Here is a 14,752-nt window from a genome sequence, read left to right as displayed (position 1 = left end):
GGGACTGGAGCGGACTGTTGCATACCGCAGGTGGACGCAGGCGAACAGAGGCGAACGTTCTTCGCGGTGGAGGGGTGGTGCCGGTGGCGGCCGGGCGGGCCGCCACCGGCAGAGCGGGTTACGGGAAGAGGTCGGGGTGGTCGTCGATGAAGTGGTTGAGTAGAACGGCGAGCGCTTCGGCGGCGTTGTCGAGTTCGGTGGGGGACATGGGCACGGTCTCAATCCGCGCGATCCGCATAGGAATGGTGGTTTCTTTTCTGCGGGTGCGGGGGGTTTTCGCACCGCCGTTTGTGGTGGCGGTACCGGGATGTGGTGCGTCAGGATAGCTCCGGACGTCGTTTTCGTGGTGCGGCTTGTGGGCCACGGTCCTCCGAAAAGCGGGAAAGCCGGCTGGGGTCGGAGGATTCCGTTCATCCGTTGCTCCTTTCGTTCGAATTGCAGCCCGTCGAGTCGGGCGGGAGGGTAGCTCGGTGATCTGTCAGCGGCCGGGACTTCGATCTCTCGGTGATCTGTCAGGCGCTTCCGGCGGACTGTCGACAGATCCGTGACAGACCGGCGGGGCTGTCAGTCGGCAGCGTCGCGGTGGTGGTCGGTGTGCAGGGTGTGGTCGGCCAGGTCGGCGAGGCGCAGCCGACGCGGCCCGTCGGTGGCCCAGACGGCGTCGGCGGGGCACAGGCCAGCGGTGGTGGCGTAGTCGCGGGCGGCGGTCGCGACGGGTAGCCCGGTGGGTTCAGCGGCCAGCCGCAGCCGCAGGTTGCGTTCCCGGGTGGTGGAGTGCAGCCAGAACAGCACGGGCCAGACCTGGCCGAGGGTGCCGAACAGGTCCCGGTAGCCGGCGAGTTTGCCGGTCAGCACGTCGAGCTGTTCGCCGCCGGTGTCGTACTCGACGAACACCGGCACCAGGCGGCCGTGTTCGGCCCACAGGGCGTAGCCGTCGGGTCGGACTCGGGGCTGGTAGGCGCGGACCAGGGCGGGGTCGTCGGGCCGGGTGAACGCGCCCGAGCGGGCGCAAGCCGCCTCCGGTAGCCAACGGACCAGGTCCGCGTCGGGGTGGGCGCGGGCGTAGCCGGCCAGGTCGGTGAAGAACTGGTTCACCCCGAGCCGGTGAGCCAGAGTCCGGGTGGAGGTCCACCTCCGCCGCTGAATGCGGGCGTGGTCGCGGCGGGGTGGACGCTCGTCGCGGTCTGCGGCGACGACGTCGGCGCCGAGCTGGTCGAGCAGGTAGTGGTAGGGGTAGGAGCCGCCGTCGGGTCGCTGCGGCCGGAACCGGTCCACCAGCAGCAACTGGTGCAGCTTGCGCAGCCGTCGCTGGCAGAAGTCCAGCGACGGGAACAGGGCATGGGCGATCTGAAACGAGGTCAGCACGCCATGGTCGTACAGCCAGCCCAGCAGGACCCGGTCCCGTCTGGTCAGCTGGGACTGGACCCGCAGCACAGGATCAACCATCAGCAGCGGTCACCCCCATTCCAGTGGATGCGGATGACGCACCCCTGGGGGAGAAACCCGAGACGTGGAGGGTCTGTCGGAGGACAGGTGGCAGCCGGTGACAGCCGGAGCGACCTGCGCTGTGAGTGAAGGACGGGGGTCCGTTCGGGGGGCAGGTTCAACACTGACGTCAATACGGACGCCAACCCTGACCCCCGAACGGAGATCAAGACGGGTCCTGTCAGCACCGACCCGCGACGTCGGGCCGGCCTGCCGGTGCAGGCGGTTGGAGAGGTGGGCGAGAAGCAACGAGACTCCTTGTGGAAGGGGTAGTGAGTGGACCGCCGGGTCGACGGCCCGCAGGGTCGAGATCATTCCGCTGGTGTCGCCACCGCCCCTCGGGCCAGCCAGGATCTGGGCACGGCCCTGTCTCACCCGGCGAGCGAGACGGCGCGAGCGGCAGCGGGGGTTCGTCGCTGTGTAGTTGACAAAGAACATGGCCATCCTCGGGCGGAGCCGGGCGGCCAAGGCGGAAGCGGACAGCACCCATCGCCACGGCCGTGGAACCACGACCATGGGTGACAGTTGCTCGACAAGCGGCGAGAGAACGACCCAGCGGACCACCCGGTCCTCAGCCAGGCGAAGGGCGGGACCGGGGCTACCGGGCGGCGCGCGTCAACGCGTCCAGCACGATGGGCCGGCTCAGCTCGCCGGAACCAGATCCTTCATCGGGGACCTCCCGTCAGGTAGCTCGTACGCCGACGACCGGTCGAGGACCGCGACGACAGCGAGCGCTCCACCCGGGAGCGCCCGCCCGTACGCTGATCGGCCCGGTGGCCAGGTCGCCGCACGAGGACGTGCCTCTATTGCGCATCAGCGGAACACGCCGGTCAAGTGCGATTGGCCGGTCCGAAGCGCTGGGCAGAGCGATGAACGTTCGCCTCTGTTCGCCTGCGTCCACCTGCGGTATGCAACAGTCCGCTCCAGTCCCGCCCCACCCAGGCCAAAGAATCTTGACGAAATCTCCCGTTCTCTCATAATGTGAGAAGCTGGGCGTCCGAGCGTGGACAAGCGGCGGTCTGTCCCTAACTGTCAGGATGAGATACGTTCGGCATCATGGCCCTCGATGAGCAGGACGGCCCGATAGGGGCGTGGATCAGACGGACCGAGTACGTTTCCTGCCCGGTGTGCGGTCGGTACGAAGCCAGTCCCGCCGCCGACGCCATTCTGAGCGCCGACAAGACGAAGGAACTACGTCCGTGCCCGTTCAGGGCCGAAACGGGTTGCACAGGTGTGGCCGAGGTGGACGCCTACTTCGAGGCGCCACCGAGTGAGTGGACGCACACCAACCTAACGTAGTCGTCGGCGCGTTGATCAAGTGCGCTGATGCCCGCACCGGCCCGGCTCCGCCGCGACTTTCTCAGACCGAAGCCCTACGCGTCACGACTGACGCTTGCCTCCGTCAGCACGGGATTGCCGGCGAGTATCTGCGGAATAAGTAGTCCACGTAGTGCTTGGGTGGCCTGGATGACGTCCTTATGCGCGCGGATCTTTGTGTCGATGGCCCTGGCGACCTCGGTAATGCTCAGCTGCACGGCTGTGGGCGGCAGCACGAGGGGCATTGCTCGGATCTTGCGGCCGTTGAGCGTCGGCAGCACTCCACGCTGAGTGTGTTCGGCCAGCCACTCCTGCACCGCCGGGTGGGTGAGGTAGCACGCGATGTACTCCGCGGAGATGTCTTGCTTTGCGCGGATGCGGATGCAGGAGCCGCCGAGTAGCCAGCGCTCTTGTCGCTCGGTCACCGTCGCGTGCCGGGTTGTTCTACCGATGCGCACGAACACGATGTCGCCGGAACAAAGCTCATACCGTGGCCGAAGGCGTTTGGCGGTTTCCTCGTCCACGCTGACGCTGGAGAGAATCCCCTCGGGGCCGATGTCGCCGGCCTTCACGACGGGGACGCCTCCGATCACGTACGCGGAGGAACTCAACGTGGTGCCGGATGGGCCTGGTTGCACGTCGCAGCACTCGCCAAGCTGCCGCGTTTGCCAGTCATCCGGGACGGGGCCAATCAGCGTGTCCACGACACCAACCTTTCGAGGCAGCGGTCGAGGGTCAGGTCGGCTGTTCTGGCCTCGTCGTCCAGCCGGGCCAGGTTGCTTCGCAATGCGGGAAGCGTGGGCGAGGTCCGCCGGGCGGTCACGACTTGCCGACGCTGATTCAGATAGGTGCTGGGCTGAAGGTCGTAGCTGTGCTCCCGGATCTCCGTCACCGTCGCTGTGGTGGCGGCGAAGTCTTCCGTCGCGATCGGGAGGGCGGCCGTCTTGTTCATCCATCCTTGATACGCGTCGAGGACTGCTTGGCAGCCGAGCTCTGTCAACACTCGGTGGGTAGGGCCGATCTTGCGAGTCGCTCCCCGCGCATCGACGAAGAGAACCTCCTCGCCTGCAGTGTCGCCAGGATGAGCCAAGATCCACACTGTTACCGGGACCGTGGTCTCACGGAACAGGTGACTGGGCAGCGCGACAACACAGCGAACGGCTCCACGCTCGACCATCGCCCCCCGGATCTCCCGCTCCCGGACGGTGAGCGCGAACGTGGCGTTGTAAGGCATGATCACGGCAGCCCGGCCGCCGGGCGCGAGCGCCTCGACCGCCGCCTGCAACCAGGCCATGGTGACGTTGTGCGGGGAAGGCTCGCCGTACGGCCACGGGCGCGCCGATCGGGCCGTGGGAAGGCTCCAGTTCCTCATGCCGAACGGCGGGTTGAGCAGCACGACGTCGAACCGGCCCGGTTCGGCGTCGATCTCCCCGGGGTCCGACGGCGGCCCATCTCCGAGGTCGATCCGTATGCCGTGGATTGCGGCGTTCATCGTGGCGAGGCTCCAGGTCCTGGCCGTCGCAGCCCGTCCGGTCAGCGCCACTGGTGAACCCGATCCGGCCATGCGCGTCATATGTTTCCCCGCCGCCACCAGCAGGTTTCCCAGGCCGCAGCAAGGGTCGTGCACGCGGCTCCCGGGTGCGGGATCGACCATCCGCACCATCAGACTCGCCAGCCCAGCCGGAACCAGGTACTCGTCTGGGCTGCTGTGGCGGAACCTGGCGAACTGGTCGAGCAGGTACTCGAACACCTTGTCGCCGGGTGTCCGGACGTCGTCGAGGATGCGAACGATGTTGAGGAGCTGATGCCGTCCGTAGACGGTTGCTGGAGCGTCTCGAAGGACTGTTGTGGCAGTCGAAAGGGGCGCCGCCCGCCGCTGCCATGCCTGCGTGACAACACCATGAATCGTGTCTATGGAGGATCTCGATATCGCCGCCCAGTCGACGGGGGAGGCATCTCGCAGACACAGTAGGGACAGGACGATGGCCTCGAAGACTGCCGGTACCTCGCTCTTGCGTAGCAGCCGCTCCAGGGGCGACCACAACCGCTCGTCGAGTAACTCCGCCGCCAGTTCAGGCATTGGATCAACGGTAGCTGGTGGTACTGGATACCCGACCGCGGAGCGGAACCGTTCCCCGTAGGTCGTTCCCTGGCGCTCGCCGGGCAGCAACGCTGGACGCGGGATCCGGCGGCCATCGAGCCACGCCGCCACCGCCGACGTCAGGTAGCCATCCTGAGATCCGCGCCGAACGAGCTGAGGAAAGTTCTTGGGATGCCTACGCGCCCAGTTGCTCACCGCCTGGGTGGTGACGGCTGCGGCGTGAGCCACCTCCTCCTTCGTCATCAGCTGCTCCACCGTGGACATGGTCAGCGCCCCTCTCGGTTGCTGCCACGGGAGCTACCTCCCGGGCGGACCGATCCCCGCACCGCGCGGATCAGCTGCGTGAGGTGACGGGTCCGCCGCTCGCTCATGATGACCCAGCCAAGGAACAGCACCGGTAACAGAATCGCACCCATGATGTACGGCCCGGGGAGATCACCGACCAGCTGCGCCAGCCTCGCCGCCATGCTGCCTCCTCCTATGAGATTTCGTTGTCGCACTCGAAGCTAGGGGCAGCAGCCCGACGAACAAAGCGCGTACCGATGATACGCGGAACTCTGTTTCGCCGCTGTCCGGGCGTAGCGGCGAAGGGCGGCGGTATCCCATCGTGGGCAAGGGAGGCCAGCTCAAACTTGCGCAAGGGTGTCGATCCTTGCGGATCAGGCCCTGGCAGTCGAAGGTCGAGGGCGTGCAGATATGGGATCCGCTGAAGGAACACCAGCTGCTGTTGCTGCGGCGGATCGGCGACGGAGACGACCTCAGCGGCCCCGACGGACTCGACCAGCGCCACTCGGCTCGAGCACTGCAGACCCGCCGGCTCGTCGACATCAGCCGCCGGAGTGGTGTGTGGCGGGCCCAGATCACTGACGCCGGCCGCTTCTACCTCGACAACGGCATCCACCCCGACCACCCCGACCGGCTCTCACCCGCCAGGGCGACACCCCGCCAGCGCACCCGGACCGCCATCACCTCCAACCGCAGTGGGTTGGCTTCGAGCCGGTCGCCAGCCGGTGGCGGCGCCACATCAGCCGACTCGCCGCAGCCTCCGCCCACCGCAACGGTCGAGCAGGCCCGGCTGCTCGTGGAACGCCTGCGGGCCGAGGGCGGAACCGTGCGAGTCGAGAGTCCTGACTCCGAGGAACGTGCCCTGTATCGGCGGGTCATCCACGCGGCCAAGCAACACGGCCTTGTACCCGCCGGCTTCCACATCAAGCACACCGGCCGCGCCGCCGGAGACCTGATCATCCGGCTATCCAACGACGACGACCCGAACGACAGGGATTGGAACCGCATCCGGCTCAACACGCGCCGCGTCACCACCGATCCCGGCCTCGTGTTCGCCGCGCTGGAGAAGAACCCGGCCGGACTGGAGGTTACGAAGGAATCTGTCCCCCGGGCGCTGGACCTGATCCGTGGCCTCGCCGCCGAAGCCCGACGGCGGGGCCACCGGGTCGGCGTGAACACCAAGACCAAGAACCCGTCGGTCTACCTCCAAGTCGACAAGATCCGTCGCAGAGTCCGGCTGATCGAGGAGTACGACGAGATCCCCCACGTCCCGACCGAGCAAGAGGCCCGGCAGCTACGACGCAACCGGTGGATGATGCTCCCCAAGGCCGACCGGGTCGCCTCCGGGCGGCTGCGGATGGAAATTGCCCGCGCTGGCTGGGACAAGAAGGACACCTGGGCCGATGACAAGCGGACCACCCTGGAGAAGCGCCTTCCCCGCATCATCCGCGACGTCGAAGCCGGCATCGCCGCCGACGAGGAAGCTAAGCAGGCTGCTCAGCGGGCCCACGACGAATACGTCGCCGAGCTGAATCGGCGGGAGGCCGAGGAGCGTCGCCGCTGGCAGGCGGCCATCGACGAGGCCCGTCCCCAGGCCGCGGAACTCCTGCGGAAGAAGGCGTTCCGGCGGGCCTACGACTCCTGGATCTCCGCCAACGAGATCCGCGCCTTCTGCGACGCCCTCGAACACGCCGCACCCGACCAACTGGCCGACTCAGGCAACCACACCCGATGGATCGACTGGGCCCGAGCCGCCGCCGACCGCCTCGACCCCACACAAGGGGAACGAACCCTCGCCGAGATTGGCTTCGACATCGAGCCGAAGCCCGGCGACCTGCGGCCCTTCATCGGCGACTGGAGCCCCACCGAGCCCCGCCGCGAATACCGCTCCGAACGCGACCAACAGGCTATCGACGCGACCCGGCTCCAGGCCGATGCCTGGCACCACGGCATGCGTGGACGCGCAACCTGGTGGCGCAAGTAGCGGCCATGGGCAGAAGCGCGGCCCCGTTCGTCCGACGGCCTGTTGGGCCCGTCCGACGGAGGCAATCGCCTACTGATGGGTGAAGTGCCCGTACTTTGCGCCGACCAAGAAGCTCGTCCAATCATCCCGGCGGAACAGGAGAGCCGGGCCCGTTGGGTCCTTGCTGTCGCGGAGAGCTACCGCGTCGGCGAGGTCGGCGACCTCGACGCATTGGCCGTTCCCGCTGGATCGGGTGCTCTTCTTCCAATCGGCGCGGGACAGGTCGACTGAGGTCATCCCGTACCTCCTCCCTGACTGATTGCCGCGGCGTGTTCCTGGATCAGCTTGATCGAGCTGGTCGGGTCGAGTGCGGTGGCGCGAAGGTGTTCGAAGGTGCTGGTGTAGCGGCGGACGTCTGCTTCCCGTTCGAGGAACAGGTCGCCGGCCATGCTGTCGACATACACCAGGGCGGGGTCGGCCGGGTCGGGGAAGTCCATGACGACGAACGAGCCGGGCATGCCGGCGTGCGCTCCGGAGGTAAACGGGATGACTTGAAGAGTGACGTGCGGCCGGCCCGCCGCGCTCACCAGGGCGTCGAGCTGTTCGGCCATGACGGCTGGTCCGCCAGTCAGCCGGTGCAGGACGGCTTCGTCGAGGATCGCCCAGAGGCGCAGCGGCTCCGTCTTGCGGAGCGACTCCTGCCGCTGCATGCGCGCCTCAACCCGGGCCTGCATGTCCGCGTCGGTCGCCAGCGGCAACACGCCCCGGATGACGGCGCGGGCGTAGTTCTCGGTCTGCAGGAGGCCTGGCACGAAGAGCGACTCGTAGTTGCGGACCGAGCGGGCTTCGGCTTCGAAGCTGATGTACGTGGTGTAGAGCTCCGGGAGTTCCGACTCGTACGCCTGGAGCCAGCCCAGTTGAGCGGCCTGGCGGGACAGGGCGATGAGTTCGCTGCGCTTGTCCTCGTCGGTGACGCCGTACTTGTCCAGCATCGCCATCAGGGTGCGCCGCTGTGGGCGGACCTTGGCCGTTTCGATGCGATAGAGGGTGGCGGGATTGATGCCGGTCTGCTCGCTGACCTCGTCGCGGGTGAGGCCGGCGGCGGTGCGCAGGCTGCGCAGCTCCGCCGCGAGCCGCCGGAGGCGCACGGTGGGCGGTTGCCGTCGAGCTGACAACTCCATGTCCCTTCGCTCCTGTCGTAGTCAGAGTGTGCCCGCCGTGCGGATGCAACCTTCAGGCAGGCCAGGCAAGTGACGTACATGCGAATGCAATCCTTGCATTCTCACTAATGCATAGGCACTATAGGCATGAGCATGTCAGGCCGGTGCGGCCCACGAAGCCGCGCAGTACGGCGGTGGGCTCGCGCTCCCAGGGGCCCACCGCCCGTCCGGCCTCGGACGCCTCTCGACGGGACGCAGCCCGTCACCCGAAGCGGGCTGCGTCCCCCGCGAGAGGCCGAGTCAGGGAGGCGACGCGGTGGTTCCATCCCTCGTCCTAGCGGTAGTCGCGATGCTCGGCTTCGCCGCCGGACTGTTCCTGTTCAAGGTCAAGTCCCGATGGTGCCGACGGTGCGGGTCGGCACTGAACTGCCCCGACTGCGGAGGCCGTAGATCCCGCCCGCATCCCGGCCGGACGAGTTGGACGAGCGGACTGTGACCCCCGCGCCGATCACACCTGTAGTCGCCGTCGCACCCGGCGACGTCGTGCACCTACGCGAACAGGACTACCAGCACGGCAGCGACCCGCTTCGACTGCGGATCGTCTGCGTCCGCCTCGACCTCAGCCTTTGGTACGACGGCCAGTGGGTGTGGCTCGAAGGCATCGAAATGCCCTCGCCGGGACACACCGGACGCTTCCGGCACGTCCTCGCCCGCGTCGCCGCCCTCCCACAGCCGCAGGAATGACATGGCCGCCACCGTCTACCTATCCGCAGCGGCCATCGACCAGCTCGCGGCCGCCCAGCGAGCGCTCGACGAGCACGTCACCTCCAGCGCCACCGCCTGTTGCGTCCGTTGCCACCTCATCGGCCCCTGCCCCACCAACGAGCAGGCCGCCGCCACCTTCACCCGCTACGGCCGCCTGCCCCGAAGAACACCCGGCGCAACCCGACCTCAACTCATCAACGCCCGCCGCATCACCGCCGGCCCCGATCCCGCAGCCGACCTCACCCGGAGGTACCAACCGTGACCCTGCCCGACATCGCCGCCGCGCTACGAGACCTGCACGTCTCCATCGGCCAACAGCAGGACCTGACCAAGGTCGTCATCCAGGACGCCGAGAACGCCCGAGCCGAGTTCCGTGCCCTAACCACCGGAGCCACCAACCCCTTGGTCAACCGGGCCCTGGGAAGCTACGCCCAAGGAATCGTCAAGCTCCGCGACGGCTCATGGCTGCTCGCCGAAGCCGGCGGCATCCTCGCCGAGTACGCACGAGCAATCGGCATCGAGATGCCGCCACGGCAGCCGACCGAGGGTAAGCGGAGGGTCGGGCCGACCCCCGAAGAGCAGAGCGACTCCGGTCCCCGCCAGCCCGGCACCCAACGGCTCCCGCAAGCCGACGAGCCGGCACCGCGCCACCCGTCGGCTGGCTGACTCTCCATGCGTGGTGGAGTGCGGTGACGGCCGGCGCTCAGCCACCGGCCGTCGCCACCGCCACCAAGTGCTTACCGACGAGGTCTTGTGCCTGCTTGACCTCGTCCACGCCCTCTTCGAGGCGGACAGGCGCCTGCCGGCAAGCACGCACCGCGCTGTTCAGCAGGTTGTTGCCCCCGCCCCTGCTGACCTTCTGGAAGTGGGCTTGAGCCTTGTTCACCGAGTCGACGACCTCGGCGATGCCGCGTCCCACCTGATCGAGCGTCTGCAGCACCATGCTCAACTCCGCCATCACCGAACCGATCGGACCGCCACCCCGCCCGGCGGTGATCCGATCCAGTCCGGCGTTCATGGCCCGTCCGACCAGGCCACCGACCTTCATGCCGGCGTACGCAGCACCCACCGCCACCAAGGGTGAGGGCTGGTGGCCAGCGGCATCGACTGCCGCGGTGGCCGCCACAGCGATCCCAGCGCCTGCCACCTTCCCGACCTTCTCGCTGACCTTGGTGATGCCTTCTCGAGCGGACTCGATGGCGGTGTCACGGAGGGCGCCGACCGTTGCCGTCAGTGCGCCAGCAGCCTTTTGCCGCGCCCCGGGTCTGTCCAGGTCCCTGGTTCGTCCCCGCTGGCCGCGCCCTCTCGTCCAGGCCATCGACAGCTACCGCACCAGGTCGAGGAATGCGCAGCCAGACGCGACCAGCATCGGAAGAGTCTTGGCGAGCTCGCTTGCCACCTCGGCGGCGGTAGCTGCCTCCACGTCCTCGCCAGCCTCGCGCTGCTCCTTCGCCCCTGTCTCGAAGTCAGCGCACGCATCCCATAGCGAGCCGACGCTCGAGGAGTAGGCCCACATGCCATAGACGGTGTAGTTGACCTTCACGTGCGCCTGCCCGTTATGCCCGATGAGGCGTCGGTCCGGCTCCTCAGGGGTGTTGCCCATGCCTTCCGCGAGCGGGTGGAGCTTGATCCGCCGGAACGGCTTCTCCAGCTCACTATCCGGGTCGAACTCGATCAGTAGCCCCCGGTCAAGGAGTCGGTCGATCACCGGCAGCGGGTTGGCAGGGCCGTTGCCGGCTGCGATCACGTCCCGCTGAAGCGTCTCGCGGTTGACCTCCAAGCGAGCGTGCCGCTCTGGGTCGAGGAAAGCTCGTCCCCACACCTGGAACTCTTCGTCGGTCAGTTCCTCGGAGTCGTTGCCGAGGCGGACCTCCCAGTACTCGGGGGTCGGATCGGGCGGGGTGACGTACCGGTAGGAGGGGCCGAGGTTGAGGCCGACGGGGACGATGACGGTGGGCATCGGGGGACCTTCCGAGGATCAGTGTCAGAGGACGGCGTTGTACTTTTCGGTCTGGGCGATGGCGGCCTGGATGAGGCCGGCGCCTTCGCCAAACTTTTGCTTGGCGGCGCTGAGTTTGCCGATGGCGCCCATGACGGCGGGCTGCTGCGTGCCGGCGGCGAGGGCCTGGAGCACGGCGATGGCCCGGTCGACCTGGGCGTTAACGCCAGCGAGCTGGGCGAGGGCCTTGTCGGCCTCGGACTTGCCGTGGGCCAGGCCCGCCTTGATGTCTCCGATGGTGGCCATTGGATATTCCTCCCCTGGGTCGTGGTGTCCAACGCCCCGCCACCGGTGGCGGGTGCGTCTGCGGGTTCAGCCTCGGGTCGTGGCGATGAAGATGAACCACAAGATCGGCATGCCGACAAAACAGATCACTCCGCCGACCCGGGCGGACCGGGTACCCCCTCCGCCGATGCGCGGCTGACCGACGAGGCTGATCATGAGGTAGCCGGCGAAGAACGCCAGCGCGGGCAGCCCACACAGCGACCAGGGCACGAGTTGCCAGGGGAGGCGACCGAGGTCGGTGTCGGGGCTGACTGCGAACATCAGCAGCGAGGCGAGGGTGCCGAGGGTCGCTGCGGCGGTGTAAACGAGGGCGTTGCGAGCCAGCGGCGTGAGTCCGGGCAGCAATGGTGGTTGCGCGGCCTGCCGGTGGGCGTGCTCAGCGGCGGTGTCGGCCGCATCGGCGGCTGCGGCGGCCCGGCGCAGGGCTTCGGCCGGGTCAGGGACCGGGCTGGGGGCGATACCGCCGATGTGCGGCTCGGGCAGGCGCAGCGTGGCGGCGAGCTGGTGGAGGTGTTGTCGTTGGACGGCGAGCCGGTGGGTGATCTGGTCGAGGGCTGCCTGACCGCTGCGGCTCGCCGCGGCCTGCTGCTCGGCTCGTGAGCGTTCGTTCTGGAGCAGGGCGGCGAGGCGGCGGGCGTGGTCGGTGTAGGTGGCCCAACCGCCGTCGCGGGGCATCGGGGTGACGGGGTCGGTCATGTGAGGTCGTCGATCTGGTCGAGGGTGCCGGGGCGGACGTAGGGGACGATGAGAATGCGGCGGTTGTCGTTGCGGTCGATCAGCAGGGCCCGGTTGGGTCGGGACTGCCATTCGGAGGCGTAGTCGCCGAGCAGGGAGCCGATGTCGTTGCTGGGCAGGTTGAGCGCGACGAGGCAGGCGACCTCGCCGCCACCGGTGGGGCCGAGGTCGTCGTTGAAGCGGCTCAGGGTGCGCCACCAGCCGAGCAGGTGCACGCCGTGGCCGGGACCGTTGGCCAGCACGGCCCGCAGGTCGTCGTGCCCGGAGCGGTAGGTGGTCGGGTCGCTGGCCGCGAGGAGGTTACTCGCGGCGTCGGCGCCGAACACCACCAGGTACGTCGCCTGCCCGCCGCCAGGCTCGGACTGCTGGGCGAGGTCGACCAACTGCGTTCGGTACTGGGTGGAGGTGATCGTTTCGCAGGGGTGGCCGGCTGCGGTGATCGCCTCGACGGTGGCGTCGGCGGCCTCGTCGGCGGCGGCGACAAGCGGCGCGACGACGAAGCGGGCGATGCCGGGAGTGTGCTGGCGGGCCAGACTGACCGCGGCTGCGTATAGGACGTCGGCTCCGACGGGGGAGGTGCCGAGCACGGCCAGATGGCTACCTGGAGTGGCGTCGAGGGTGAACCCGGCAGTCGGTAGGCCGACGTCGACGGCGCGGCCGACCAGGGCCCGCCGTCGCCGTACGTTCGGGGAGAGGCTGGCGAAGGTGGGATCAGCGTCGGGGTGCTGCTCGGCGTAGCCGGCGAACACCGCCGGTGGCGCGTCGCCCGGCGGTCGAGCGTTCCACAGCAGGTGCCGCTGCGCGGTCACCGACGCGGCATCGGCGTTAGGGAAACGGATCACCCGGTTCGCGCCCGGTATACCTGCCGCCGTGTTGACGACGGCCGCGCCGATCGGAAGGTTGTCGGCGCCGTCGTTGAGCTGGTCGAGGATCCCGCCGCCGCCGGCGAGCGCGACCCGCAACGGGAACTGCCCGAAGATCGACTCAGTCTTGGCGAACAGCGCCTCCACCCCAGAGATCGTCTGCGACGCCAAAACCAGGTGGATGCCGTACGAGCGGCCCTTACGCGCCAGCTCCTCCAGCAGCGCCACCGCCTGCCGGGCCACCGCGTCGTTGCCCTCGAACAGCACGTGGAACTCGTCGATTACCGCCACCAGCCGCGGCATCGCCACATCCGGCCGCCCGGCACGAAGGTCGGCCAGCTTCGTCACCCCGGCCCGCTTCAGCTCCGTCGCCCGCCGGGTCATCTCCCGCGACAACGTGCGCAACACCGCCAGCCCGTACTCCCGGTCGGACTCGATACCGACGGTGCGGGCATGCGGGATCCACGACGGATCCACCGCCGTCGGCGTGAACTCCGCGAACGACACCCCCTCTTTGAAATCCAGCAGATACAGGCCCAACTCGTCCGGGGAGTAGCGCGAGGCCAGGCCGTAGAGCACGTCCAGCAGGAACACGGTCTTGCCCGACCCGGTACGACCACCCACCAACCAGTGCGGCGTCGCATCATCCAGCGCGAGCACGCACTCGGCGCGGCCCTCCCGGCCCACCACGGTCCGCAAACCCCCCACCGACGACTCCTGCCACATCTCGGCCGGCATCAACGCCGTGAAATCCGTGGACGCCTGCACCCGCGCGGCTTTCGCCAACCTGCGACAGACCGCCTCGACCAGATCGTCCGACGGGCCGCCGTCCAGCCGCATCGGCACCGCCAAGCCTGTGCCGTCAGCGCTGAACCGGTACGGACCCGGCGGGTTAGAGACCCGGAAGAACCCTTCACCGGCCGCCGTTAGTTGCGTCGTCCGCTCCAGGCGAGGCGCCGCCTCCAGCCCCGGGTGCTGTGGCGGCGGATAGCCGGCCACCAGCAGGAACACACCTGCAGCCGGACCGGCGTGCGCGATTGCCGCCAACCGCGACCACTCCGCACGCCCCGCACCGGCAGGCGGCGCCGCGACACACAACAGCAGCACCGACGGATCCGCCTCGCCGGCCTGAACTCGCTCGATCCGCTCCTCCGCCTCCGCCAGCATCTGCTGGAAACCCGGAAGGTCGATCGCGGGCCGCCGCCACGCCTCCGCCTCCACCATCGCGCGGAACGGACCGAACACCGCCCCGAGCGTCGCCCCGTCCACGGCCGCAACCCGAAGAGCGCCGTCCGGCAACGCCGCCAGCACTCGAAGCAGCATGCCGCGCAGCCAGCGCGCTACGGACGGATCGCGGGCGTCGCTGTCGACCGTCAGATGACCGGCACCCACGAACGGTACGACCACACCGAAGACGCTGCCGGCGACCGGTGACGCCTCACCCAGCCGCACAGCAAGCGGGCGACCCAATGCCGCATCGACACCTGTCGGAAGGCTCGCGGCGGCAGCGTTCAACCGGCAACCCAACCAGCCCGGCGTCAGTCCCTCGGCCATTCGCTGCATACCGGCAGCGAAACGCCGGGCGTCTTCGCTGGCCTGCGCAGAGACGCCATCCTGCCTGGCACCAGCGCGCAACTGGGCACGGGCGGCCTCCGCATGCGACACCGCTTCTCGATGGGCCGTCACCGCCCGACTGAAGGCCGACGCCACCGACTCCATGCCAACGTCTCCCCAGGACCGATGGACCGCGATCTCTGGCGCCGACCCTATCCAACGACACCACCCGCAGTCAGC

Annotated in this window: 15 protein-coding genes; 4 read left to right on the top strand and 11 right to left on the bottom strand. The window is 68.6% G+C overall.

Features of this window, described 5'->3' with window-relative positions; all coding sequences use genetic code 11:
• Window positions 1-564: 564 nt before the first annotated feature.
• The 4 genes from F6X68_RS11970 to F6X68_RS11955 form a co-directional block, all read right to left on the bottom strand.
• A complete protein-coding gene (locus F6X68_RS11970) occupies window positions 565-1,446 on the bottom strand; it encodes a replication-relaxation family protein (RefSeq protein ID WP_151454340.1) in 882 nt (293 codons plus the stop codon).
• Between the two features lie 1,412 nt (window positions 1,447-2,858).
• Entirely contained in the window at window positions 2,859-3,506 is a 648-nt protein-coding gene (locus F6X68_RS11965; protein ID WP_151454339.1) for a restriction endonuclease subunit S, read from the bottom strand.
• Window positions 3,494-5,167 carry an N-6 DNA methylase gene (locus F6X68_RS11960; RefSeq protein ID WP_151454338.1) on the bottom strand — a complete coding sequence of 558 codons (1,674 nt, stop codon included), beginning with the start codon at window positions 5,165-5,167 and terminating at the stop codon, window positions 3,494-3,496. The genes F6X68_RS11965 and F6X68_RS11960 overlap by 13 nt, the downstream gene beginning before the upstream one ends.
• 2 nt (window positions 5,168-5,169) lie before the next feature.
• The gene (locus F6X68_RS11955) at window positions 5,170-5,370 is read right to left on the bottom strand and encodes a hypothetical protein (protein ID WP_151454337.1); all 201 of its coding nucleotides are present in this window, start codon (window positions 5,368-5,370) and stop codon (window positions 5,170-5,172) included.
• A 185-nt stretch (window positions 5,371-5,555) separates the two neighbouring features.
• On the opposite strand from F6X68_RS11955, the gene F6X68_RS11950 reads away from it, so the two are divergent.
• Window positions 5,556-7,172, top strand: coding sequence for a hypothetical protein (locus tag F6X68_RS11950; protein WP_151454336.1), 1,617 nt, complete (start codon window positions 5,556-5,558; stop codon window positions 7,170-7,172).
• Window positions 7,173-7,241: 69 nt separating this feature from the next.
• Here the strand turns inward: F6X68_RS11950 and F6X68_RS11945 are convergent, their stop codons facing one another.
• Window positions 7,242-7,448, bottom strand: coding sequence for a DUF397 domain-containing protein (locus F6X68_RS11945; protein ID WP_151454335.1), 207 nt, complete (start codon window positions 7,446-7,448; stop codon window positions 7,242-7,244).
• Window positions 7,445-8,332, bottom strand: a complete 888-nt coding sequence (locus F6X68_RS11940; protein ID WP_151454334.1) for a helix-turn-helix transcriptional regulator — start codon at window positions 8,330-8,332, stop codon at window positions 7,445-7,447. The genes F6X68_RS11945 and F6X68_RS11940 overlap by 4 nt, the downstream gene beginning before the upstream one ends.
• A 471-nt stretch (window positions 8,333-8,803) precedes the next feature.
• Between F6X68_RS11940 and F6X68_RS11935 the strand changes: the two genes are divergently transcribed.
• Genes F6X68_RS11935 through F6X68_RS11925 form a run of 3 tightly spaced genes read left to right on the top strand, consistent with a single transcriptional unit; the run spans window position 8,804 to window position 9,742 of the window.
• The gene (locus F6X68_RS11935) at window positions 8,804-9,055 is read left to right on the top strand and encodes a hypothetical protein (protein ID WP_151454333.1); all 252 of its coding nucleotides are present in this window, start codon (window positions 8,804-8,806) and stop codon (window positions 9,053-9,055) included.
• A 1-nt stretch (window position 9,056) separates the two neighbouring features.
• Window positions 9,057-9,338, top strand: coding sequence for a hypothetical protein (locus F6X68_RS11930; RefSeq protein ID WP_151454332.1), 282 nt, complete (start codon window positions 9,057-9,059; stop codon window positions 9,336-9,338).
• Complete coding sequence (locus tag F6X68_RS11925; protein WP_225852157.1) at window positions 9,335-9,742, top strand: hypothetical protein; 408 nt, start codon at window positions 9,335-9,337, stop codon at window positions 9,740-9,742. Before F6X68_RS11930 ends, F6X68_RS11925 begins: the two co-directional genes overlap by 4 nt.
• Before the next feature lie 37 nt (window positions 9,743-9,779).
• Here F6X68_RS11925 and F6X68_RS11920 read toward each other — a convergent pair whose 3' ends face one another.
• The 5 genes from F6X68_RS11920 to F6X68_RS11900 all read right to left on the bottom strand — a co-directional run bounded on the left by F6X68_RS11920 (window position 9,780) and on the right by F6X68_RS11900 (window position 14,677).
• Window positions 9,780-10,208, bottom strand: coding sequence for a hypothetical protein (locus tag F6X68_RS11920; RefSeq protein ID WP_151454342.1), 429 nt, complete (start codon window positions 10,206-10,208; stop codon window positions 9,780-9,782).
• 192 nt (window positions 10,209-10,400) lie between these two features.
• Window positions 10,401-11,036, bottom strand: coding sequence for a hypothetical protein (locus tag F6X68_RS11915; protein WP_151454331.1), 636 nt, complete (start codon window positions 11,034-11,036; stop codon window positions 10,401-10,403).
• Between the two features lie 24 nt (window positions 11,037-11,060).
• Window positions 11,061-11,321, bottom strand: coding sequence for a hypothetical protein (locus F6X68_RS11910; protein WP_095563279.1), 261 nt, complete (start codon window positions 11,319-11,321; stop codon window positions 11,061-11,063).
• 66 nt (window positions 11,322-11,387) lie between these two features.
• Entirely contained in the window at window positions 11,388-12,056 is a 669-nt protein-coding gene (locus F6X68_RS11905) for a hypothetical protein (protein ID WP_151454330.1), read from the bottom strand.
• A complete protein-coding gene (locus tag F6X68_RS11900; protein WP_151454329.1) occupies window positions 12,053-14,677 on the bottom strand; it encodes an FtsK/SpoIIIE domain-containing protein in 2,625 nt (874 codons plus the stop codon). Before F6X68_RS11900 ends, F6X68_RS11905 begins: the two co-directional genes overlap by 4 nt.
• Between the last annotated feature and the right edge of the window lie 75 nt (window positions 14,678-14,752).

The sequence above is a fragment of the Micromonospora sp. AMSO12t genome (genome assembly GCF_008806585.1).
In the GTDB taxonomy this organism is placed as follows: Bacteria; Actinomycetota; Actinomycetes; order Mycobacteriales; family Micromonosporaceae; genus Micromonospora; species Micromonospora reichwaldensis.
This window is presented reverse-complemented; position numbering and strand designations above follow the sequence as displayed.